Source organism: Staphylococcus sp. AS1337, from assembly GCF_051408735.1.
Taxonomy (GTDB): domain Bacteria; phylum Bacillota; class Bacilli; order Staphylococcales; family Staphylococcaceae; genus Staphylococcus; species Staphylococcus xylosus_B.
Genome location: NZ_JBOIHZ010000006.1, coordinates 81,319 through 104,958, shown reverse-complemented (window position 1 = coordinate 104,958; position 23,640 = coordinate 81,319). Strand labels below are relative to the sequence as shown.

The 23,640-nt window shown below is 33.0% G+C and carries 22 protein-coding genes and 1 tRNA gene; 2 read left to right on the top strand and 21 right to left on the bottom strand.

The window, feature by feature from the left end; all coding sequences use genetic code 11:
• Positions 1–139: 139 nt before the first annotated feature.
• Together ACSUE0_RS10590 and ACSUE0_RS10585 are read right to left on the bottom strand one after the other, a co-directional pair.
• Complete coding sequence (locus ACSUE0_RS10590) at positions 140–736, bottom strand: CHAP domain-containing protein (RefSeq protein WP_436957302.1); 597 nt, start codon at positions 734–736, stop codon at positions 140–142.
• Between the two features lie 160 nt (positions 737–896).
• On the bottom strand, positions 897–1,313 hold the full coding sequence (locus tag ACSUE0_RS10585; RefSeq protein ID WP_436957300.1) for a hypothetical protein: 417 nt from the start codon (positions 1,311–1,313) through the stop codon (positions 897–899).
• Positions 1,314–1,412: 99 nt separating this feature from the next.
• Between ACSUE0_RS10585 and ACSUE0_RS10580 the strand changes: the two genes are divergently transcribed.
• Positions 1,413–1,949 (top strand): tyrosine-type recombinase/integrase, encoded by a 537-nt coding sequence (locus ACSUE0_RS10580; protein ID WP_436957298.1) that lies wholly within the window; start codon positions 1,413–1,415, stop codon positions 1,947–1,949.
• A gap of 52 nt (positions 1,950–2,001) precedes the next feature.
• On the opposite strand, the gene ACSUE0_RS10575 is transcribed toward ACSUE0_RS10580, so the two are convergent.
• From ACSUE0_RS10575 to zapA, 13 genes are all read right to left on the bottom strand, one after another.
• A tRNA-Arg gene (locus ACSUE0_RS10575) sits at positions 2,002–2,075 on the bottom strand.
• Between the two features lie 321 nt (positions 2,076–2,396).
• Positions 2,397–2,906 carry a YfcE family phosphodiesterase gene (locus ACSUE0_RS10570; RefSeq protein ID WP_017724198.1) on the bottom strand — a complete coding sequence of 170 codons (510 nt, stop codon included), beginning with the start codon at positions 2,904–2,906 and terminating at the stop codon, positions 2,397–2,399.
• Positions 2,906–3,487 carry an XTP/dITP diphosphatase gene (locus ACSUE0_RS10565; protein ID WP_119613978.1) on the bottom strand — a complete coding sequence of 194 codons (582 nt, stop codon included), beginning with the start codon at positions 3,485–3,487 and terminating at the stop codon, positions 2,906–2,908. Before ACSUE0_RS10565 ends, ACSUE0_RS10570 begins: the two co-directional genes overlap by 1 nt.
• Positions 3,488–3,498: 11 nt before the next feature.
• Complete coding sequence (gene racE, locus ACSUE0_RS10560; protein ID WP_119613979.1) at positions 3,499–4,299, bottom strand: glutamate racemase; 801 nt, start codon at positions 4,297–4,299, stop codon at positions 3,499–3,501.
• 208 nt (positions 4,300–4,507) lie between these two features.
• Entirely contained in the window at positions 4,508–5,320 is an 813-nt protein-coding gene (gene sdhB, locus ACSUE0_RS10555; protein WP_029379029.1) for a succinate dehydrogenase iron-sulfur subunit, read from the bottom strand.
• Positions 5,321–5,322: 2 nt separating this feature from the next.
• Positions 5,323–7,086 carry a succinate dehydrogenase flavoprotein subunit gene (gene sdhA / locus ACSUE0_RS10550; protein WP_017724194.1) on the bottom strand — a complete coding sequence of 588 codons (1,764 nt, stop codon included), beginning with the start codon at positions 7,084–7,086 and terminating at the stop codon, positions 5,323–5,325.
• 45 nt (positions 7,087–7,131) lie between these two features.
• Positions 7,132–7,743, bottom strand: coding sequence for a succinate dehydrogenase cytochrome b558 subunit (locus ACSUE0_RS10545; protein WP_119613980.1), 612 nt, complete (start codon positions 7,741–7,743; stop codon positions 7,132–7,134).
• Between the two features lie 329 nt (positions 7,744–8,072).
• Positions 8,073–9,860 (bottom strand): excinuclease ABC subunit UvrC, encoded by a 1,788-nt coding sequence (uvrC, locus tag ACSUE0_RS10540; RefSeq protein WP_017724192.1) that lies wholly within the window; start codon positions 9,858–9,860, stop codon positions 8,073–8,075.
• A gap of 333 nt (positions 9,861–10,193) precedes the next feature.
• A complete protein-coding gene (gene trxA / locus ACSUE0_RS10535) occupies positions 10,194–10,508 on the bottom strand; it encodes a thioredoxin (RefSeq protein ID WP_017724191.1) in 315 nt (104 codons plus the stop codon).
• Positions 10,509–10,589: 81 nt separating this feature from the next.
• Positions 10,590–12,938: an endonuclease MutS2 gene (locus ACSUE0_RS10530; RefSeq protein ID WP_119613981.1), complete on the bottom strand. Its 2,349-nt coding sequence runs from the start codon at positions 12,936–12,938 to the stop codon at positions 10,590–10,592.
• Positions 12,939–12,947: 9 nt separating this feature from the next.
• A complete protein-coding gene (gene polX / locus ACSUE0_RS10525) occupies positions 12,948–14,660 on the bottom strand; it encodes a DNA polymerase/3'-5' exonuclease PolX (RefSeq protein WP_436957294.1) in 1,713 nt (570 codons plus the stop codon).
• 115 nt (positions 14,661–14,775) lie between these two features.
• Positions 14,776–15,297: a CvpA family protein gene (locus ACSUE0_RS10520; RefSeq protein WP_119613983.1), complete on the bottom strand. Its 522-nt coding sequence runs from the start codon at positions 15,295–15,297 to the stop codon at positions 14,776–14,778.
• Positions 15,297–15,563, bottom strand: coding sequence for a cell division protein ZapA (gene zapA, locus ACSUE0_RS10515; RefSeq protein WP_017724187.1), 267 nt, complete (start codon positions 15,561–15,563; stop codon positions 15,297–15,299). Before zapA ends, ACSUE0_RS10520 begins: the two co-directional genes overlap by 1 nt.
• A gap of 301 nt (positions 15,564–15,864) precedes the next feature.
• On the opposite strand from zapA, the gene rnhC reads away from it, so the two are divergent.
• Positions 15,865–16,794 carry a ribonuclease HIII gene (gene rnhC / locus ACSUE0_RS10510; protein ID WP_436957291.1) on the top strand — a complete coding sequence of 310 codons (930 nt, stop codon included), beginning with the start codon at positions 15,865–15,867 and terminating at the stop codon, positions 16,792–16,794.
• 313 nt (positions 16,795–17,107) lie between these two features.
• On the opposite strand, the gene pheT is transcribed toward rnhC, so the two are convergent.
• From pheT to ACSUE0_RS10480, 6 genes are all read right to left on the bottom strand, one after another.
• Positions 17,108–19,510: a phenylalanine--tRNA ligase subunit beta gene (gene pheT, locus ACSUE0_RS10505; RefSeq protein WP_436957289.1), complete on the bottom strand. Its 2,403-nt coding sequence runs from the start codon at positions 19,508–19,510 to the stop codon at positions 17,108–17,110.
• The gene (gene pheS, locus ACSUE0_RS10500; RefSeq protein ID WP_119613986.1) at positions 19,510–20,568 is read right to left on the bottom strand and encodes a phenylalanine--tRNA ligase subunit alpha; all 1,059 of its coding nucleotides are present in this window, start codon (positions 20,566–20,568) and stop codon (positions 19,510–19,512) included. The genes pheT and pheS overlap by 1 nt, the downstream gene beginning before the upstream one ends.
• 329 nt (positions 20,569–20,897) lie before the next feature.
• On the bottom strand, positions 20,898–21,638 hold the full coding sequence (locus tag ACSUE0_RS10495; RefSeq protein ID WP_017724183.1) for a TrmH family RNA methyltransferase: 741 nt from the start codon (positions 21,636–21,638) through the stop codon (positions 20,898–20,900).
• A 26-nt stretch (positions 21,639–21,664) separates the two neighbouring features.
• Positions 21,665–22,624 carry a M23 family metallopeptidase gene (locus tag ACSUE0_RS10490; RefSeq protein ID WP_436957286.1) on the bottom strand — a complete coding sequence of 320 codons (960 nt, stop codon included), beginning with the start codon at positions 22,622–22,624 and terminating at the stop codon, positions 21,665–21,667.
• Between the two features lie 114 nt (positions 22,625–22,738).
• Positions 22,739–22,912 (bottom strand): 50S ribosomal protein L32, encoded by a 174-nt coding sequence (gene rpmF / locus ACSUE0_RS10485; RefSeq protein WP_017724181.1) that lies wholly within the window; start codon positions 22,910–22,912, stop codon positions 22,739–22,741.
• Between the two features lie 80 nt (positions 22,913–22,992).
• Complete coding sequence (locus ACSUE0_RS10480; protein ID WP_436957284.1) at positions 22,993–23,541, bottom strand: YceD family protein; 549 nt, start codon at positions 23,539–23,541, stop codon at positions 22,993–22,995.
• Positions 23,542–23,640: the final 99 nt, after the last annotated feature.

Here is a 23,640-nt window from a genome sequence, read left to right as displayed (position 1 = left end):
AAATAACAAAACCACCCTCTATAAAGAGAGTGGCTCAAAAAGGATGAAGCTCTGGAGGAACTTCATAAATACTACAATATATCACCCAATCTAATTGTGCAACACTTTTTTACATAAAGTTACTATTTTTTATTTCCACTTAATCGTACCAATTCCATTTTAATTTACCACAATATTTCTCTAATTTAATACGTTCCTTTTTATCAGTGATTTTACAAATAGCACTGTAATAAGTCTTACCTTTAAATGTGTAGCTTATCCACCAATACCCATCGGCTTTAACGATGAAATTAAACTTAATAGTTTTCACTTTTGTAAACGTTGAAACATTATTACTTACTACCTTACCTTTTACTTTAGGTTTCGGAACAGTTGCTACTTTATCTTTAACTTTTTCAACCACAGTAGCTTTCGCTTTGTATAATGGTCTAATGAAGTACATATTCATGTCGTATGTGTGAATTACAAGTTGAGCTACCTCTGTTTTATACCTTCCGCCTCCGTACCAATTTTGTTCTAATCCTACAAAGGTGTTTAGGTTAACACTCCACACCACGCCAGTGTGACCAGCACCTTCACCATACTTTTCATCCATTACAAATATATCTCCAACTTCTGGTAAAAATGATGGTGTATTTTTGTATACAGTAGCTAAACCGTTAAAATTATTTTTGAAAGATATATCTTTAGCATAGTAACCATATAGCTTACCACCTGTTAAATATTTCCATTGCATGTTACTTAGATCAAAGTATTGCCCGTTGTATTATACTTAACGCCTTTCCCTATATTGATTTCTCAATACACTTGTATAACATTAAATAGCTCTTAAAAAAGAGCCTTACGCCTTCACGTAAGACTAGACTATATCATATATAGAATCATTTTACATATTCTCATTTTAATGGTTCACCTGTTATATGGTGTTTTCCTGCAGTTTTTTGTTTATCTGAACATACCGCGCATATATTAATGTTGTTTTTTATTCCAGCATAGGTAGTTGCATCTCTTACTGTAGCAAAAACTTCTTGAGTGTTAATACATCTAACTTTTTTATATGATCTACCACTATTTCTAAAAGTTACACCTTGTCTTTGTAGGATATAGTTGATTTTGGTTTTGCTACAGTTGTACTCTTTAGCTAATTTATCTGTCGAAAACCCCTTATTATACAGCTTCAAAACATCTTTATACGTATCATTAACACATCTAGTACCTAAAAGTTCCTTTATAATTTTTATATCAAAATTTTCATTTTCTAGTTCTTTTATATTAGATATTTGCAGGATGATGTTATTAATATGAACGAACATCAGAAACAGTTAGAAAAGTACACTTGTATATATCTAGTTGTATAAAAGACGCTACTTATAAAGTGAATTATAAAGGGCTAAATTGCCTAAAAGGAAAGTGTGAAGTTTCTTACGATATTAGAGTATGAGCAATTAAGAAAACACTTCAAACGAAAAACTGATAAAAGTACACTCATGTTATATATTCTTTTAATTACTGGCGCAAGATTTTCAGAGGTAAATAGAATGACATATAAGGATTTATATTACAAACCTGGTTTGATTCATTTACCTGGAACCAAAACAGAAAATGCAGACAGAGAAATAGAAGTATCTGATAGTGTCTTAAATTATATTAAAAAAGCAATTTCAAAACATCCGCAAAAAATAAATGGCGATTTATTCGGACTTTCACACAACGCTATATCAACAGTGTTTAATAAGGCGAAAATGGAATTTAACATAAACGATGAAATAACACCTTACTCTTTAAGACATACACATGCTAGTTATGTTATTAGCAAAGGAATATCTGTTGAATATATTAGTAAAAGATTAGGACACGCAAACATATCCATAACACTTGAAGTTTATACTCATTTACTTGATGAACACAAAAAAGAGCAAGGTCAACGTGTCAGAGAATTATTCTCTTGACACATATTTGACACTCGCTCTCTCGAAACGTTGATATATCAACTGGTTATAGTGTCCTGGGAGGGATTCGAACCCCCGACCGATGGCTTAGAAGGCCATTGCTCTATCCAGCTGAGCTACCAGGACATATTCTTTTTGAACACAAGAATTATTATATCTAACTTATCGCTATAAAGCAATACTCCAAGCATTAAAAATAAATATGATTTTTCACTTTAATAGACTTTTTATCATCTTTTTTTAATTTCATTAAAAAATTAACTGATTTTAGCATTTTACTAGGATAAAATAGCTTACTAATTTAATGATTTTAGGAGCGAAACTGAAATCAAACTACATTAATCGCCCCTAAAAAAGATCTATACTCACCAATATTACTTTATTATTCCAATAACTACACATTATTTAACATAATTTATGTATTTTCCAGCTATATAGTTTTAATCATTATAGATTGAATGTTTCACTATCAATGATTTGATGAGTACGATTATAAAAATTTAATTTTACATATTTTTCAGTTTCATCAATCAACAATTCAGCATAGGTCTCTTCTATGTTACTTCTCGATTGTGAAATGCTCCCAGGGTTTATGACATGGACATCACCAATGTGCTCATGTTTAGCCACGTGTGTATGACCATAGAAAGCAAATTGACATCCTGATGCTTTGGCTTGTTCGGCAAGTTGCATACGTGTACGATTCACATTGTATAAATGGCCGTGAGTATAAAATGCCTTAATACCATTTACTGCTATAATTTCTTCATTTGGAAATTCAGGATAAAAATCCGTGTTCCCTTTAACTCTATAAAAATGGCTTAATTCACTGTCATGATACTCAAATTCGGAATCACCTAGGTGAATCGCAACATCAATATCATCATGGTGGCTTATTACGTCAAAAAGAATACCTTGTTCCGTGTGATTATCACTTACTATAATCCATTTCAACATTATTGTTCACCTTCTATGTATTGTTGTAACTTTTCAATTGCTTTACCTCTATGACTTACCTCGCTTTTTTCTTCAGCTGTAAGTTGAGCCATCGTTTTATTTTTGCCATCTAAATAAAATATAGGATCGTAACCAAAGCCTTGTTCTCCTATTTTACTTAAAGTAATTTCACCTTCAACTGTACCTTTAAATTGAACGGTTTCTTCTCCAGGTGCACTCATACTAATGACACACACAAATTGTGCAGCGCGGTTTGTTTCATCACCTAAGTTGGTTAGCAATTTTTCTATGTTGGCATTATCATCTTTTTCAGTTCCAGCGTAACGTGCAGAAAATATACCAGGTTCTCCACCTAAGGCAAATACTTCTAGACCACTGTCATCGGCAATTACTCGTTTATTTAATGCCTTTGCAGCAGCTTCTGATTTCAACTTCGCATTTGCTTCAAATGTATTTCCTGTTTCTTCTACATCAAAGTCCTCAATTAATTCTGTGATGCCTATTACATTATAGTCAGGGAATATGACTTTAAAATCATTTATTTTGCCTTTATTGTTTGATGCAATTACTATATCTTCCATCGTTTCGTCTCCTATTCTTGTATTTCAATTTTTTCAACTTTCACTTTCATTTTTAACCATTCTTCAATAATTAATTCTATATGTTCAGTTTCTCCAGTAGCAAAGAATTTATGTTCGGGTTGTCGTTTATATCCTGCATGTTCATTACTAAAAGTTAATAATGCACTTACCTCACGTGCAGTTTCTAACCCTGAAGAAATCACTACTTTTTCCCCACCAAAATAATCATTTATTGGCTGATATAATAGTGGATAGTGCGTACAGCCTAAAATTACTGTATCAGCGTTACTATTTCTCCAATGCTTTAGTGTTTGATGAATAATAATACTTGTGATTGTAGGGTCTTGGTAACGCATCTGTTCAACTAAAGGTACAAAACCAGGGCATGCTATCCCAGATACTTCTACATTTGGATTTATATTTTTAATCTGATGCCTATAGGCTTCAGATTTAATTGTACCTTCTGTGCCTAAAATTAAAACATCATTGTTTTTGGTAGTCATAATTGCTGTTCTTGCACCAGGTTCTATTACACCAATTACTGGTATTGGTAATATGTTTTGCAAATGTTTTAATGCTACTGCTGTAGCCGTATTACAAGCAATCACTAACATTTTAATATCAAATGCCATTAATTTCTGTGCTAATTCTGTAGTGAATTCCCTAACCTGTGAACCCTCTCTCGGGCCATAAGGGCAACGCTTAATATCACCTAAATAATATATTGTTTCGTTTGGAAGTTGGCGCATAATTTCTTTGGCAACTGTTAAACCACCAACTCCTGAGTCGATTACACCTATCGGTTTGTCCATATTCAATTACATCCTTATTTATTATCTTGTACTTTATTGTAGCATAGTCTTGTTTTCAAAATCATTAATCATGCTAATAGTTAAGTCTTCATTCATAATATATACAATATGTATTTACCCTATTCGACTATAAAATAATTATCTAATTTTATAAAAAAAGACTTAACATTTGTTATTTAAATGTTAAGTCTTTAATAATATTTTTCAATTAATGTACTTGGTGATCTGAACCAAAGAATGATTTGAACATGTGGAATGATGTTTCTCTATTTAAAGCGGCAATAGATGTAGTCAACGGTATCCCTTTAGGACATGCATTTACACAGTTTTGTGAATTACCACATTCTTGTAAGCCTCCACCGCCCATTAATGCTTCCAAACGCTCGTCTTTTGTCATTGAACCTGTTGGATGTAGGTTAAATAGTCTAACTTGTGAAATTGCTTGAGCACCAACAAAGTCGTTTTTACTAGTTACGTTTGGACAAACTTCTAAACAAACACCACAAGTCATACATTTGGAAAGTTCATAAGCAGTTTGACGTTTTTTCTCAGGCATACGTGGACCTGGACCTAAATCATACGTGCCATCTATTGGAACCCATGCTTTCATTCGTTTCAAGTTATCGAACATTCTAGTACGGTCAACTTGTAAATCACGAATAACTGGGAATGTGCTCATTGGTTCTAATTTGATAGGTTGTTCTAATTGATCAACAATTGCAGAACATGATTGTCTTGCTTGTCCATTAATTACCATTGAACATGCGCCACAAACTTCTTCTAAACAGTTCATATCCCAAATAACAGGTGTTGTTTTTTCGCCTTTACTATTAACTGGGTTACGTCTAATTTCCATTAAACATGCTATAACGTTTAGGTTCTCTCTATAAGGAATTTCAAATTCTTCATTATATGGTGTTGATTTGTCGTTGTCTTGACGTTTTATAATTAATTTAATTGTTTTTTGGCTAGGTTGCTCGTTTTGTGCAGGAGTTTCATTAACTTCTTTTGTTTCTACCATAATTATTTACCTCCCTTTGACGCCTTAGAGTAATCACGTTTACGTGGTGGTATTAAACTAATATCAACTGGTTCATAAGTAAACTTAGGTGCTTCTGTTTTGCCTTGATACGTAGCTAATGTTGTTTTCAACCATTCTTCATCGTTTCTTTCTGGGAATTCTGGTTTATAATGCGCGCCACGTGATTCATTTCTATTATAAGCACCAATAGTGATTACTCGTGCAAGTACTAACATATTCCATAATTGACGTGTAAAGAATACGGCTTGGTTACTCCAGGTTTGAGTATCTTCAATATCAATATTTTGATAACGTTCCATCAATTCTACAATCTTCTTATCAGTTTCTAATAGCGATTTATTTTCACGCACAACTGTAACATTTGCAGTCATGATTTCTCCTAATTCTCTATGAAGTTTATAAGCATTTTCAGTGCCTTTCATATTTAATAAGTGATCAAATTTTTCTTGTTGATCTTTAACGTGTTTTTCGTAAATACTCTCATCTAAATCTGTGTATGAATCTTCAATATTTGAAATATAATCTACAGCATTTGGACCAGCAACAGTACCACCGTAAATTGCAGATAGTAATGAGTTAGCACCTAAGCGATTACCGCCATGTTGTGAAAAGTCACATTCACCTGCTGCAAATAAACCTTTAATATTTGTCATTTGATCATAATCTACGTATAAACCACCCATTGAGTAATGTACTGCTGGGAAAATTTTCATTGGTACTTTACGAGGATCATCACCAGTGAATTTTTCATAAATCTCAATAATTCCACCTAATTTAATATCTAATTCATGTGGATCTTTATGAGATAAATCTAGATATACCATGTTTTCACCGTTGATACCTAATTTTTGATTCACACACACATCAAAAATTTCACGTGTCGCGATATCACGAGGAACTAAGTTACCATAATCTGGATATTTTTCTTCTAGGAAATACCATGGTTTACCATCTTTATATGTCCAAATACGGCCACCTTCACCACGGGCTGATTCACTCATTAATCTAAGTTTATCATCGCCAGGGATAGCAGTTGGGTGAATCTGAATAAATTCACCGTTAGCATACATCGCACCTTGTTGGTATACAATTGAAGCAGCTGAGCCAGTATTAATCATTGAATTTGTTGTTTTACCAAAGATAATACCAGGACCGCCAGTTGCCATAATCACAGCGTCTGAACCAAATGATTGAATTTCAGCAGTTGTCATATCTTGAGCAACAATACCTCTTGCCATATTATCATCATCTTTAACTATACCTAAGAATTCCCAGCCTTCATATTTTGTAACTAATCCGTCAACCTCATAGCTACGCACTTGTTCGTCTAATGCATAGAGTAATTGTTGACCTGTAGTAGCACCGGCATATGCAGTTCTGTGATACATCGTACCACCGAAACGTCTAAAGTCTAATAGACCTTCTTTAGTTCTATTAAACATTACGCCCATACGGTCAAGTAAATGAATAATTTTAGGTGCTGCATCAGTCATTGCTTTTACAGGTGGTTGGTTTGCTAAGAAGTCTCCACCATAAACAGTATCATCTAAATGCACTGACGGAGAATCTCCTTCACCTTTCGTATTTACCGCTCCGTTAATGCCACCTTGTGCACAAACAGAGTGTGAACGTTTAACAGGAACAAGTGAGAACAGGTCTACATGCGCACCCTGCTCTGCTGCTTTAATTGTTGACATTAGACCAGCTAGTCCACCACCGACAACAATAATTTTCTTCTCTGCCATAAATTGTCACTCCCTCAAATATATGTGAAACTTTATTTTGTAATTTTATAAAAATGCTAATATTGCGCTAATACCGATGTATGAAACAACTAGGAATACAACAAGTGAAACCCATGTAAAGATTTGTTGTGATTTTTTAGATTGTAATACACCCCAAGTAACTAGGAATGACCATAAACCATTCGCAAAGTGGAATGTTACGGCTAATAAACATACAATGTAAAAAATCAACCATCCTGGATGAGTTACAATGTCATGTACCATATCAAAGTTCACTTCATGCCCTAATGCACGTTGTATTCTTGTTTGCCATAAATGAATCGCTATAAATATGAAAGTTATGATACCTGTGACACGTTGTAACAAGAACATCCAGTTTCTAAACGCTGAATAGTGCCCCACGTTCTCTTTTGCCGTAAAGGCAATATGTACGCCGTATACTGCGTGATACAGAATTGGAATATAAATAACAGCAAATTCCAACACAATTAAAAAAGGTAATGATTCCATAAATCCAGCTGCCTTGTTGAACGCTTCAGCGCCTTTAGTTGCCTGATGGTTAACAAGTAAATGGACTAATAAGAATCCACCTATTGGTATTACACCTAGTAAAGAATGTAATCGTCTTAAATAGAATTGATTTTTCGAGTATGCCAAAAGGAAGTCCCCCCTGTGAAACAATTAATTTTTTAGATTTCTTTTTTTGATGTGAAAGTAATTAGAATTTCTATATAACCCCTGCGTACAATAACTCTTTATGCATTGTATGTTTGTTACAACACAATATTATTGCACAATTTTAAACATAGAAGTATTATACAAAGTCTATTTTTATACATAATTTAAAATACAGTGTTAATGAGAATATTCTCAATTAGAAAACGCTTCCACATACATGTAAAAAAAGAATTCCTGTTATTTGCTATTGTAACACTAATTAAATAGAAAATGGGCATGAGAATGATTCTCATGCCACAAAGTTTTCACTACTTTTTATCGTATAACGCTTGATGAAGATTCTCAGCAACATTTTGTGGGAGTCCTGATTTTTTTAATTCTTCTACGCTTGCTGCTTTCATTTTCTTAATAGAACCAAATGTACGTAATAATTTTGTTTTTCTTTTAGCGCCAATACCATCTACAGTATCCAACACAGATTGTAATCCAGTCTTCTGTCTTGTTTGTCTATGGAATGTAATCGCAAATCTATGCACTTCGTCTTGTATCCTTTGAAGTAAATAAAATGGCTGACTATTTTTCTTCATGGGAACAACCTCTGCATTTTCACCGTAAAGAATTTCTGATGTTTGGTGCTTATCATTTTTACGTAGCCCTGCTACAGGTATATCAAGGCCTAGTTCATTTTCAAGGACATCAAGTACACCACTCATATGTCCTTTACCGCCATCTACAATAATCAAGTCTGGTAATGGACTGCCTTCATTAAGTACTCGCGTATAACGTCGACGCACAACTTCTCGCATAGATTTATAATCATCTGGGCCAACTACCGTCTTTATCTTATATTTACGGTAGCCTTTTTTATTAGGTTTGCCATCCACAAACGATACCATTGCCGAAACAGGATTAACTCCTTGAATATTTGAATTATCAAAAGCCTCTATACGAATTGGTGTTTGAATGCCCATCACATCACCAAGCTCTTCTATTGCTTTTACTGTACGTGATTCATCTTTGGCAATTAATTCAAATTTATTTTCAAGTGTTATTTCCGCATTATGATTAGCTAAGTCTACCATATCTTTTTTTTTACCTTTAAGAGGCTGAACAATTTTAGTATCTACAACTGATTGGATAATTTCTTTATCAAGATGCTTTGGGACATGTACTTCTTTAGGTAAAATATGCTGATTCAAATCATAAAACTGACCAATGAATGTATAAAATTCTTCTTCTTCTGTCTGTTGAATAGGTATCATTGTAGCATCTCGTTTAATCATATTTCCTTGTCTTATAAAGAAGACTTGAATACACATCCACCCTTTTGACACACTATAGCCAAATACATCTCTAATAGTGCTGTCAGAGGATGTAACTTTTTGTTTTTTATTTAAATTGTGTATATGTTGAATTAAATCTCGGTACTCTTTTGCACGCTCAAAATCTAAAGACTCACTAGCTTCTTGCATTTTTTGTTCTAAATTATGCAAAATTGTTTTATCTTCACCGTTTAAGAAATCTGTAATTTCTTTTGTCATCTCTGCATATTTTTCTAAATCAACTGGATAAACACAAGGGCCTAAGCATTGTCCTATATGATAATACAGACATAATTTATCAGGCATTTTATCACATTTCCTAAAAGGATAAATACGATCTAATAGTTTTTTAGTTTCTTGTGCTGAATAAGCATTAGGATATGGTCCAAAGTACTTACCGCTTCCCTTTTTAACTGTACGTGTAACAATTAGTCTTGGATATTTTTCTTTAGTTATTTTAATAAAAGGGTAGCTTTTATCATCTTTTAATAAAATATTGTATCGGGGTTGGTATTGTTTGATTAGGTTCAATTCTAACAATAAGGATTCTGTTTCACTCGATGTTACTATAAATTCAAAATTACGAATTTCACTAACTAAGCGTGTCGTTTTAGCATCATGTGCTCCTGTAAAATAAGACCTTAATCTATTTCTTAACTTTTTAGCCTTACCAACATAAATGATTTGGTTATTGCGATCTTTCATTAAATAACAACCTGGTTCAGTAGGTACCACTGTAAGTTTTTGCTTAATCTCTTTTTGATATGTTTCCATAATTCAAGCAGCCTCCTTTCTTTATCATTTACATTTCAATTTTGTGTAGTTTATAAAGTCATAACAATTACTATTAAAATTCTATATCTACACCATTATAAAATAGCTTAGCTATATTACACAATTTATTGGAATTTTTACGCTTTAACTCTATGAATGATTATATAACATAGTAGCCATTAATTAAGCTGTACTGACCTCTAAATATAAACTGTTTAAATTTATACTCTTTTGAAAGATTAAATCGTTATTATCATTCCAATAAACTATTTTCTATCTGATTAAAAAATCCAGGACATTGATATGTCCCGGACTTGGTAGTTCTTTGGATTATTATAAGTGTTTTTCGATTACTTCAGCTAAGTTTTCTTTAGGTTGGAAACCTACAACTTTATCTACTGGTTCGCCATCTTTAAATACGATTAAAGTTGGGATACTCATAACTTCAAATTTAGCAGCTGTTGATGGATTTTCATCTACATCAAGTTTTAAAATATTAGCCTTACCTTCAAAATCACCAGCTAAATCTTCTAATACTGGAGCAATCATCTTACAAGGGCCACACCAAGTTGCCCAAAAATCTACTAAATTTACCCCTGATTGAATATTTTCATCAAAGTTTGAATCCGTTACTTTTACGATTGCCATAACTGCCAATCCTCCTTAAATTTCAAATGATGAAGAAATTATAACAGACTTTATAATATTCTGCATACCTCTTGCTCACGATTATTTTAATTCTACTACGGTTACGCCAAATCCACCTTCACTTGGCATGCCGTTTCTATATGATGACACACTTTTATGTCGTTTCAAATGATTTTGCACACCTTTTTGTAAAGCACCTGTACCTTTACCATGAATAATATAAACTTGTTCGTAATTACTCAGTACAGCCTGATCTAGATATTGATCTACAGCGACCATTGCTTCGTCGTAGCGATAGCCACGTAAATCAAGTTCCATTTTGATACTTTGTCTATTTTCACGCTTGATCATTTTAGTAGGTTCTTCTTTAGTTTTCTTAGTTTTTTCCAAGTCTTCTAAAGGTAGTTTCATCTTAATGATACCCATCTGCACTACTGCTTCATTATTATCGATTAGTTCTAAGACTTCACCTTTTTGGCCATAAGTCAATACTTTAACTTCGTCACCAGTTTTAATGGTATCCCATTTTTTCTTTTCAACATTTTGCTTAATTGATTTAGCTTCATACTGATCGTCTAGTTGTTTCTTCTTATCAATCAATTCATGTTCTTTTACATCTGCACCTTTTTTATCTCTCAATTCACGTAATTCTTTTAAGATCTCATCTGCTTCATTAGTAGCTGATTTCACACGTTGATTTGCTTTTTCTTTCGCTTCATTCATGAGTTGCTTTTCATGATTTTGGTATTGTTCATACTGTTTTGCTAAAGCATCATGTGTATCTTGAGCTTCTCTAAGCAGGTGGTCTAACTCGATTCGTTGCTCATCTACACGTTTTGAATTTGTTTCAAGCGAAGCAATCATTTCATTAATTTCTTGTTCGTCTTGGCCAATCATAGATTTAGCTTTTTGAATAACTTGAATGTTTAGTCCTAGTTTTTTTGAAATGTCAAAAGCATTAGAACGTCCTGGGACGCCCATCAACAATTTGTATGTTGGACTCAATGTATTAACATCAAACTCCACACTCGCATTCATAACACCGTCTCTATTATAGCTGTATGCTTTTAATTCTGGATAGTGTGTAGTTGCCATTACTAAAGAACCAATATCATGTACGTAATCTAAAATACTCATTGCTAGTGCAGCGCCTTCACTTGGATCTGTACCTGCCCCTAATTCATCAAATAAAATCAAACTATGTTTTGTAGTTTCTTGTAAAATTTCAACGATATTTTTCATATGAGAAGAAAATGTAGAAAGAGATTGTTCAATAGATTGTTCGTCACCAATATCACAGAACACATTTTCAAATACACTCAACTTACTACCATCAAGTGTAGGTATCAACATACCTGATTGTGCCATCATAATAATTAAACCAAGTGTTTTTAACGTAACAGTCTTACCACCCGTATTAGGACCGGTAATAATAACCGTCTCAATATCTTGAGCAAATTCAATCGTATTAGCTACAACAGTATCACGGTCTAATAAAGGATGATAAGCTTTTGGTAAATATACTGTTCTTTCAGCAGTGAACTCTGGTTTAGTCCCTTTAATTGAACTTGCATAACGTGCTTTAGCCGTTAGAAAATCAATTTGACCCATTATAGATTCTGACATCAAACAAGCTTCAGCTTCTTCAGCTACATAGCCTGTGAGTTCCGATAGAATCCTTTCCTTTTCAACTGCTTCATCATTGCGCAAACGACTAATTTGATTACTCATTTCTACTATAGATGATGGCTCAATATATAACGTTTGCCCTGAAGCCGATTGATCGTGAACAATACCATTAAAATCTTGTCTATACTCCGCTTTAACCGGAATAACATTACGCTCATTACGTACAGTTACAATTGCATCGGATAGTTTTTTCTGGTTTCCTTGACTTTTAACAATTTTATCCAAGTTTTGTTTGATTCGCTGTGTCGTACTAGAAATTTTACTTCTAATACCTTGTAATTCATAACTGGCATTGTCATATAAATCATAAGCATCACATTTTTCGTGTATACTTTGATATAAATCAGTCAAAATAGGTAACTGTTCCATTCTGTCATTGAGAATTGGGTAATTAATCGTCTCTTCTTCGTTAATAAGATTGTTGTAAAATGTCTTATATTGATTTTGTATTTGTATAAGACGTTTAATCACATTTAATTCACTCACATTCAGCACACCACCAATACTGGCTCTATGGATAAATGCTGAAACTTTTGCCAATCCGCTTAAACTAGGCATACGATGCTTATTGTAAATCTGTGCAATTTCGTCGGTCTCATTCATTTGAAATTCTACAGTTTCAAAATCCGTTGCAGGTGCCATAGCGACAACTTTTTCTTTTCCTAAATCACTAATTGCTTCATTTTCAACTAACAATTTGATTTTATCGAATTCTAAGACATCTAATGATTTCTGTCTCATCTAACCCCTCTATTTCTTCAATTTAATATTATTTTCTATTAGCGATTTAAAATCTTCGCGAGACATTGTGTTAATAACTCTGTCTTTTTTCACAAATCCTTTTTGTGCAGTTGCAATACCATATTTCATAAATTCTAAATGATCTACATGGTGTGCATCTGTATTAATTGTTAATTTAACATTCGGATGTTTTTTTACAGTTTCTGCATTTAAATCTAAGCGTTTAGGATTTGCGTTAATTTCTAAAATTGTATTTGTTTCAGCTGCTATCTCACATAATCTGTCAATATTCGGTTCATAGCCAGGACGTTTTCCTATGATTCGTCCCGTCGGATGCGCAATATGTCTAACATATGGATTGCGGCATGCGTTTTCCAAACGTTGCATAATTTCATCTTGTGATTGATTAAAACTTTGGTGTATTGCAGCTATAACATAATCTAATTGTGCTAATACTTCATCATCATAATCTAAACGACCATCTGGTAATATATCCATTTCTATCCCTGAATAAATATCAATTTCATCATATTTCTCGTTTAAAGCTTTTATTTCTTCATTCTGGCGTAATAACCTTTCCACAGACAAACCATTTGCTACTTTCAAACTCTTTGAATGGTCTGTTATCACCATAAATTGATATCCTTTTGCGATATTAGCTTTAATCATTTCTTCTAAACTAAATGCACCGTCACTATATGTTGTATGCATATGAATATCTCCTTGGATATCATCTAATTTTATAATTTCTGATAAGTCTTTATCAAACTCACTGCCATCTTCTCTAATTGCAGGTTCAATCCAATTAACACCAAAATGTTCGTAAATCTCTTTTTCGCTTTGGTATTGAATGATGTTTCCGTCTGCTTGTTCAATTCCATATTCGCTCACTTTTTCATCTTGTTCTTTTGCTAATTGACGTATGCGAATATTATGATCTTTGGAACCTGTAAAGTGCTGTAATGTATGATAAAACGCTGATGGTTCTATCAGCCTAAAATCAACACCAATGGTTTCATCATCAAAACTTAGTTCTAATGATACCTTTGTTTGACCAACGGCGACATCTTTTACTTTGTTCGGAATATTTAATAATGCTTGTTGCACATTAGCTGGTTCATCTGTACTAATTATATAATCCAAATCCTTACTCATTTCTTTATACCTTCTAAAACTTCCAGCAACTTCATATTGTACAATAGCGTCAATTTGTGACAAATAAACATCTATAATTTTATTTAACCCACGCATTTGATCAATAGGATAATTATCTTTTTTAGCGCCTAATGCTTTTACAGCTTCCAATATGTTTTGTTCTGTCTTTTTGGCAAAACCACTTAATTCACTTACTAATCCTTGTTCACATGCAGCTTGTAACGCTTCTTTCCCATCAATTTCCAATTCTTTATATAGTTTAGCTATTTTTTTACTACCTAAACCTTGAATTTTCAATAATGGAATAAGACCTTCTGGTACTTCTTGCTTCAAAGATTCTAATGTAGATGAGGTGCCATTTTTACGGTATTCATCTATTACTTCACCTACGCCTTTGCCAATACCTTTTAATTGAGTCACATCTTCTATTTGTTCTATTGGACGTTCGTCAATTTCAAGGCTTTGTGCGGCTTTTCTATATGCCGATACTTTAAATGTATTTTCGCCTTTTAATTCCATATAAGTAGCTATTTTTTCTAATAATTGAATAATATCTTTTTTTGTCATTATTTTCACTCCATAGAAAAAGGTCAAGACAGATTACTGTTCAAATTCAGTAAATTGATTATGTCCTGACCTCCTATATTTTATAAAACCTTATATGTTTATATTCTAAAGCACCCTATATATTTAGTACACATGATGATATGAATGGCGCATGAATTACAAAGTATTCAGCCAAATGCCCTTCCATCAACTGTTGTTGTATGAATTCAAGCGGGTATATTGAAACCATATAAAACAAAGTAGCACAAATAATAGTTGAAGAAATCACACTCATTATTACACCTAACGCACGACTTATCAAATTAGGTTGTCTAGATGTTATTACATTATCAAATAGAACGACAATACCATAGCAAAGTATTTTCGTAACAGTTGCTATAATTAAAAATGCTACGATATGATCAAAACGCTGCTGTAGGTTATCAAATTGAAATGCATAGTTCAAATCATATGCACGCGTTTTAGGAAACGGCACAAATAACTCTAATCGTTGTGAAATTTGTGAATATAAACGATGAGCCACCCAAAGTGAGAACAGTGTTGAACCTAAATGTAATGAACTTAACCAAGTGCCCCTTCTAAATCCAATCATTCCTATGTAAAGGAAAATAATTACGATTATTAAATCAATAATCATTATTCTTCTCTATTTTTTAATTGTTTTATTTCTTGTTGTAAACGGTAATTTTCTTCTTCTAACTGTACTTTTTCATGCATTATGTTTACAGCTGTAAGAATAGCTTTTCTAGTAGTATCAAGACCTGCGCTTTTACTAGCCAGTGTTTTCAGCCTCTCATCTACTAAATGCGCTACATAACGGATATGCTCAGGGTTGTCCTCTCCGACGATTGTATAATGTTGATCATTTATAGTTACGTTAATCCGATTTTTAAACTCACCCATATAATAACTCCTGACTTTGAATGTAAATTTCCGAACTTATTCTTCCATTAAGTATGTAATCTAGTTATTTATAATATTTATCACGAACTATTATACACGACATAATATTATTTTGTAAGTGGTGAGATTTGTTATATTAAAAAATCTTGTGATTTATTTTAATTTTGTCTATATTGGTAAAAATTTTCTTCAACTAAAACATATGTAACCCGTACAATCTGTTCTCAAATTCTACACATGTGATATGATGTTAACTGTCTAAAATTTAATTCAGTTATTTATATAAAGTGAGGTCAATAACATGTCTAATGTTGTACACAAATTAACTAAACAACAGATCGATCAATTAATGTCGAAAATATCTTTTGATACTACAAATGTATCCCAAGGTATGAAAGCTAAAACTAAATATAAAGACACATCTATTTCTGTATATAATTCAAATAAAGTAATGTTTCAAGGTAAAGATGCTGAATCCATCGCATCACAATTATTACCAAATGTCGTTCCAGCTAAAAAAAATACAGCTAAATCCTCAAATTCACAACAAGCAATACAATATAACCGTTATAATTGTATTGGCAGCGATGAAGCTGGTAGTGGTGACTACTTTGGGCCACTTACGGTATGTGCAGCTTATGTTTCTAAAAAAAATGTTCAAATCTTAAAAACATTAGGTGTAGATGACTCTAAAAGATTAACTGATGCTAAGATTATTGAACTAGCAGAACAACTTGTAACTTTCATCCCTCATTCATTGTTAACAATGAACAATGATAAATATAACGAAAAACAACAAGTAGGTTGGTCTCAAGTGAAAATGAAAGCTGTTTTACACAATGAAGCTATTAAAAATGTGACACAAAAAATTAATACAGAAGAATTAGATTATATTGTCATTGACCAATTCGCTGAAGCTGGTGTATACAAGCGCTATGCGTTGAGTGAACTACCCTTTAACAGTAAAACTAAATTCGAAACTAAAGGAGAATCAAAATCCATTGCTATTGCAGCTGCAAGTATCATCTCAAGATACGCATTTGTTAAACATATGGATAATTTATCTCGTTCAGCCAAAATTGAACTCCCTAAAGGCGCAAGTAACAAAGTTGACTTAACCGCAGCTAAATTAATTGAGCGTAGAGGCATAGCTTATCTTGATAGTATTTCAAAAAAACATTTTGCAAATAGGCAAAAGGCTGAAAACTTAGTACAAAAAAAGCATAAATAAGAGTATATATCTACCTTCAATACTATTATTTATCATTATCTTCCCTTTGTACTATGACCAGCCATTGAAATGTTTTTCTATTTACACTGTAAATTCAATAAGTCTTAATTAATACATTAAATAATTCTGATATAAATGTAAAACACACCTCCAAGTTTGAAATCGTACTGTTCCCCAAAAGTTGGACTTTCAGTCTAACTTTTAAGAGTCACTTCAAATGGAGGTGTGTTTTTTATTGATTTGTTTAAATCACTTTCAACTGTATGTCATACTTTTTTTAGCATTAAAAACATCTATCACTCTTTAATTATGGCTATCTGATTGTAGCGCCTTCTGCTTGTAAAGCAGTCAATATTGCTTCATGTACCGCATTTACTTTATCATCAGTAAGCGTATCTTCAGTGTCTAAATATGATAAACGAATTGCTATAGATTTTTCATCTTCAGCGACATGTTCACCTTCATAAACATCAAATACTTCAGCTTCTTGTAATATATCGCCACCATTTTGATGAATTGTATTTACTAATTTTGCTGAAGGCATATCACGGTTAATAACTAATGCAATATCTCTTGATACGCCTGGGAATCTAGGTATTGGTTGATAATTAATATAACCTACAGATACTGCCATTAATTCATCATAATTCAACTCGAACACGTAAGTACGTTTTAAATCGTTGTCTTTTTCAATTTGTGGATGTAATTCTCCTACAAATCCAATAACTTTTCCATTTAATTTCACGTAAGCCGTTCTACCTGGGTTTAAACCGTTAATTTCACCAGCTTCATATTCAAATTGTATATCTAACTTCTCAGCCACTCGATCCACAATTCCTTTAGCTACGAAGAAGTCGATTTCTTCTTTCTTACCTTGCCAAGCGTTCACAGTGTAATCACCTGTTAAAATACCACTTAAATATTCAACCTCGTCTGGTAATTCACCTTCATCGTTACCAAAGAAGACACGACCAAATTCATATAAGCGCACGTGGTTATTTTTACGTGCTACATTGTATGCGACAGCATCAATTAAATGTGGAATCAAACTTTGACGCAACGCAGAGTGAGCTTCACTCATCGGCATTAACAACGCAACTGTATCACGGTTTTGCAATGCAAAGTGATTAGCTCGTTCTTTATCGACAAGTGAATAATTAATTGCTTGGTTTAAGCCTGCACCTTCTAAAGATGCTTTTATAATACGAGACTTAGACTGTCTATCCGTTAACGAACCATGTGTAACATGTTCAAATACTGGTAGTGTTGAAGGAATTTCATCATAACCATATATACGTGCGATTTCTTCAATTAAGTCTTCTTTAATTGTGATGTCTTTACGACGTGAAGGCACCATTACAGTTAGTACATCATCAGTGTTAGTAGTTTCAAAACCAAGTTGAACGAAGATAGCTTCAATGTCTTTTGCAGATAGTTCAAAACCAATTGTTTGATTAACTTTTGCAACTGAAATATCAATAGGTGTTACAAACTCGCCTAAATCACCTTCAGCAACACGTCCTTGTGTGACGGTACCACCTGCGTATGTCTGAAGTAAATAACAAGCACGATCAACCGCTTCATCTACAAATTCTGTAGCAATTCCTTTTTCAAAACGGCTAGAAGCTTCACTTCTTAAATTCAAACGTCTTGATGTATGGCGAATTGATACTGGATCAAAAATAGCACCTTCAATAACAACATTTGTTGTCGCTTCAGTTACCTCTGAGAAATCTCCACCCATAACGCCAGCAATAGCGATTGGTGAATTACCGTTTGTGATTACGATATCAGATGCTACTAATTTACGTTCTTGATCATCTAATGTTGTTATAATTTCATCTGCTTTTGCTTGACGAACTTCGATTTGTTTAGAACCAATTTGGTCTTTATCAAACATGTGTAATGGTTGACCATATTCGATTAAAACATAATTTGAAATATCAACCACATTATTAATTGGACGAATACCTGCTTTAATCAAGCGCATTTGCATCCATTCTGGGGAAGGTTTAATTGTCACATCTTTTACAACACGTGCACTATAATAAGGTACCTTATCGTCATTTTGAACAGTTACGCTGATTTCATCATTAGTTTGTTCATCATTTTCATTACTTTGTGTTTCTGGTTTTACCATTGGCACATTATATAATGCTGCCGTCTCATAAGCTGTACCAATCATACTCAATGCATCAGCTCTATTTGGTGTAAGATCAAATTCCATAACTTGATCGTTTAAGTATAATGCACTTAAAGCATCTGTTCCTGGAGTCACTTCTGATGAAAACACATAGATACCGTCCTCGAATTGTTTAGGAACTAAGTTAGTTGGTACACCAATTTCCTGAAGTGAACAAATCATGCCTTCTGAAAGTTCTCCACGTAACTTTGCACGTTTAATTTTCACTCCACCCGGCAATCTACCTCCTACTGTTGCAACAATAACTGTTTGGCCTGCGTCTACATTAGGTGCGCCACAAACGATTTGGACTGGTTCTTCTTCACCGATATCAACTTGACAAATATTGAGTTTATCAGCGTCAGGGTGTGCTGCTTTTGATTGTACATAGCCTACAACTAGGTTTTTAATATCTTTTGTATAATCAATGATATCGTCTACTTCTATACCAGTTCGTGTAATACGTTCTGCAAGTATGTTAACAGGTTGATCAACCTCAACATATGATTCTAACCATTCTTTTGAAATAAACATTATTTTTCACCTCTATCTTCTACTGCTTTAAATTGACTTAAGAAACGTACATCATTGGTATAGAAATGTCTTATATCTTCTATACCATATTTCAACATTGCAATACGGTCCGGCCCCATTCCAAATGCAAAACCTGAATATTTAGTTGAATCAAATCCTGCCATTTCAAGTACGTTAGGATGTACCATTCCAGCCCCTAAAATTTCAATCCAACCTGTGTGTTTACATACATTACAACCTTCTCCTTTACACTTGAAGCAAGATACATCTACTTCTACTGAAGGTTCTGTGAATGGGAAATAGCTTGGGCGTAAACGAATCTCTCTATCTTCACCGAATAATTGTTTTGCCAATAATTCTAATGTCCCTTTTAAATCACTCATTTTAATATTTTCATCTACAACTAATCCTTCAATTTGTGTAAATTGATGGCTGTGTGTAGCATCATCTGAGTCACGACGATAAACTTTCCCCGGACATAAAATTTTAACCGGTCCTTGTCCATTACGCTTTTCCATAGTTCTTGCTTGAACTGGAGATGTGTGTGTACGCATCAATATTTCATCAGTTATGTAAAAACTGTCTTGCATATCCCTAGCTGGATGAGATTTTGGTAAGTTTAATGCTTCAAAATTATAATAATCTTGCTCTACTTCAAAACCATCTACAATTTCGTAACCAAGACCTAAGAATAAATCTTCAATTTCTTCAATAGTACGTGTTAATGGATGCTTTGCGCCATTAGCAATTTTACGGCCAGGTAATGTTACATCGATTTGTTCTTCTTTAAGTTGTTGTTCTAATTGTTCATTTGCTAACAATTCACGTCGTGAGTCAATTTCACCTGCAATTGTCTGTCTCACTTCATTTACTTGTTGACCATAAGCAGGTTTTTCTTCGTTCGGTAGATCTTTCATATGCTTCATTAAACCAGTAACCGAACCTTTTTTTCCTAAATACTTAACCTTTACATCTTGTAATTCTTTTTCATTTTGAGCTTCATTGATATCGACTAATGCTTGTTGTTTTATTTCTGACATAGCTTCTGTTTGTGTCATACTTAGCCCTCCTATTTTTAAAATATGATCGAGTTATTTAAATTAAAAAACACAAAAAAGACTTTCATCCCTTGAAACTGGGACGAAAGCCTTCCGTGGTACCACCCAAATTTATGCATAAGCATACACTTGTTGTCATTGATAACGGAAATGATATCCGACTTAAATTTCTTTAAGTAACCAAAAAGGTGAAAAAAACTAAATACAGTGGATTATCTTTCAGTCTTGAATAATCTCCCTTATACATCTGTATGGTATAGTTTAAGTCTTTTTATCGGTAATTATTTAAATTTCATTGTCTTTATTATATACGATTATTCACAAAGGGGTCAACCTTTCAAGTGATACATTACGATACTTCCTGCAATAGCAACATTTAAACTTTCAGCCTTACCATAAATTGGAATTATTAAATTTTGTGTTGTTTGTTCTAATAATTTCGAATTTACACCATCGCCTTCATTACCTAGTAATAATGCAAAAGCATCTTGACTTGAAACTTGATGGTAATCTACTGCGTTTTCTAATGCTGTACCATATACTTCGCCTTCAAAGTTTTCAATAAACTCACTTAAATCTTTTGTGACGATAGGTAAGTGGAATACACTCCCTTGGCTTGCACGTAATACTTTATCCTGATAAGGATCTGCAGTACCCTTTTCAAGCACTATCAAATCTAGCCCTGCAGCGTCTGCAGTACGGATTAAAGTGCCTAAGTTGCCTGGATCTTGTATACAATCGATAAGCAACACTTGTTTAGCAGAAGTTATTTCATATTCAGGTTTTTCAATAACAGCGAAAAAACCTTGTGGTGTCACTGTACCTGATAATACTTCCGCAACTTTCAGATTAATTTCAAATACTTCTTGTGCATAATTCTTTAAGTTGTCATCCAATCTATCTGCATCGACAACGTATAATTGTTGGATTATCAAATTACTTTTATATGCTTCTTCGATTAAGTGGTAGCCTTCAATAAGTGCTAATCCAGTTTTATCTCTTTCGCGTTTCTTTTTTAATTTATTCGCGCTTTTAACTTTACTATTTTGTGCTGAAGTAATCATTTCCATAGCATAGCCTCTTTATCAATTTATTTTCAACCTTTGAATAAGTGTGTAATATTTGTATGAATATTTTTTGCGATTTTAGAAAACGGTTGTTCTTTTTCTATTAATATACTATCACCATTATACGTTATTTCATCTCCTTTAACAGGAGCAATATTATTATGGAATTGAATTTTCAATGTTTGTGTTACTTGCAAGTTTTTATCATTCATTACTTGAAAATGAATATGCGGTTCCGATGAATTGCCGGAATTACCAACGTTAGCTATATGTTGACCACGTAATAATTCGTCACCTTTTTCAATTTTAAATGAATGTGGTTTAATGTGTGCAATCAAACTATATTCTTTATGACCATGTTTTATAACTATATAATTACCTTCCGGATGAACTGTATTCATCTCACCCGGTATACTATCTGAGATTCCATCGACAATTTCTTCAACAACGCCATTTGCTGGAGCAACAATGGGCAAACCATAAATATGATAATTTTCACATTGATTTGAATCACCGTTATATGTGCATCCGTCTTCAACTTTTATAAGGTCCATTGCTAGTCTCTGATTTTTATATTGATAGTGATAATTGATTAACTCATTGTCACCGCCCCAATAGACAAAACATTTGGATTTAATTGGTATTGTGTAATATTGCTTTGATTGTTTCATACCACGTATATGTTTAATCGGTACCAACGTCATCCCAATAATTTCCTGATATTTATTCAGAAAAACACTTACACCTGTAGTCATTTTATTATCAAACCAAATGTATTCTTGATGTCGATTTATATGTAAGTGTCTATATAAATGATTCTGACCTCTAATGGCATTATAATTACTTAATATTTGTTCCAAGTCATTTATAGATGTGACATCTTGAAAATATTCACTAAAGTGATTATATAGCCATTGAACCTCATTGTTTTCTATTTTATTTATAATAATTTGCGCATTTATCGTTTCCATCATTTTTACACAACCCATCAGTTGATAATAAAAGAATTCTACCTCTAAAATAAAAAATCGTCCAAAAATTATCAAGTGAATAATTAATGAACGATTCGATTAGGTTATAACGTAACCTTTAAATTATTGAAATTATTTTGATACAACTTCTTCGCCATTGTATGAACCACAGTTCTTACATACACGGTGAGATAATTTGTATTCTCCACAATTTGGGCATTCTGTCATACCAGGTACTGAAATTTTTAAATGCGTACGACGTTTATTTTTTCTTGTTTTTGACGTTCTTCTTTTTGGTACTGCCATGATAATCCTCCTTATATTCAAACACTAAATAGATATTTTTAGATTCAATAATCCATTATACTATAGATTAGTTAAATCCGCTATTGCTCTTCGTCATATAATTGTTGTAGTTTTTGAAGCCTAGGATCGATTTGCTCTGATTCGGAAGATTCCTTCTCTTGTGCAAGTTCAATCGCTTGTTCTTCGTCAATAACTTCCCAACCTTTACCTTCTCGTAACATCTGATCGCTTTCATTTGAAAAAGCACGCATTGGCTTTTCAATAATAACTAATTCTTCAGCAATATCCTTTAGATTTATCATACCGTCTGTTGCATCATGGTAATGTTCATCTTCTTCTTCATCGTTGCTATACTGCTCATATCCCTCTAAATCAAAAATCTCTTGAGATTTAATATCTAAAGGAACTTCAACTGGAACCAATGTACGTGCACACGCCATTGTGTATGTTCCTGTTATATGCATATCTGCAATGACTTCATTTGATCTGACGGTTAATTCACCCTCAACATCAATATCAGATAGATCTATTAAATCTAATGATTTTACTAAATGATCAAAATTAACCGTTTGATGGAACTCAAATGGTTTATCTTGGAATTTTCTTAATTGTGTTATTGACCATTTCATATGGCTTCACCTCTATCAAGCACAAAATTTATTTTAACTTTATAGACATAAGTTGTCAAGATTTTTTCTTAACACAATTATATCTGTTACAATAACTAT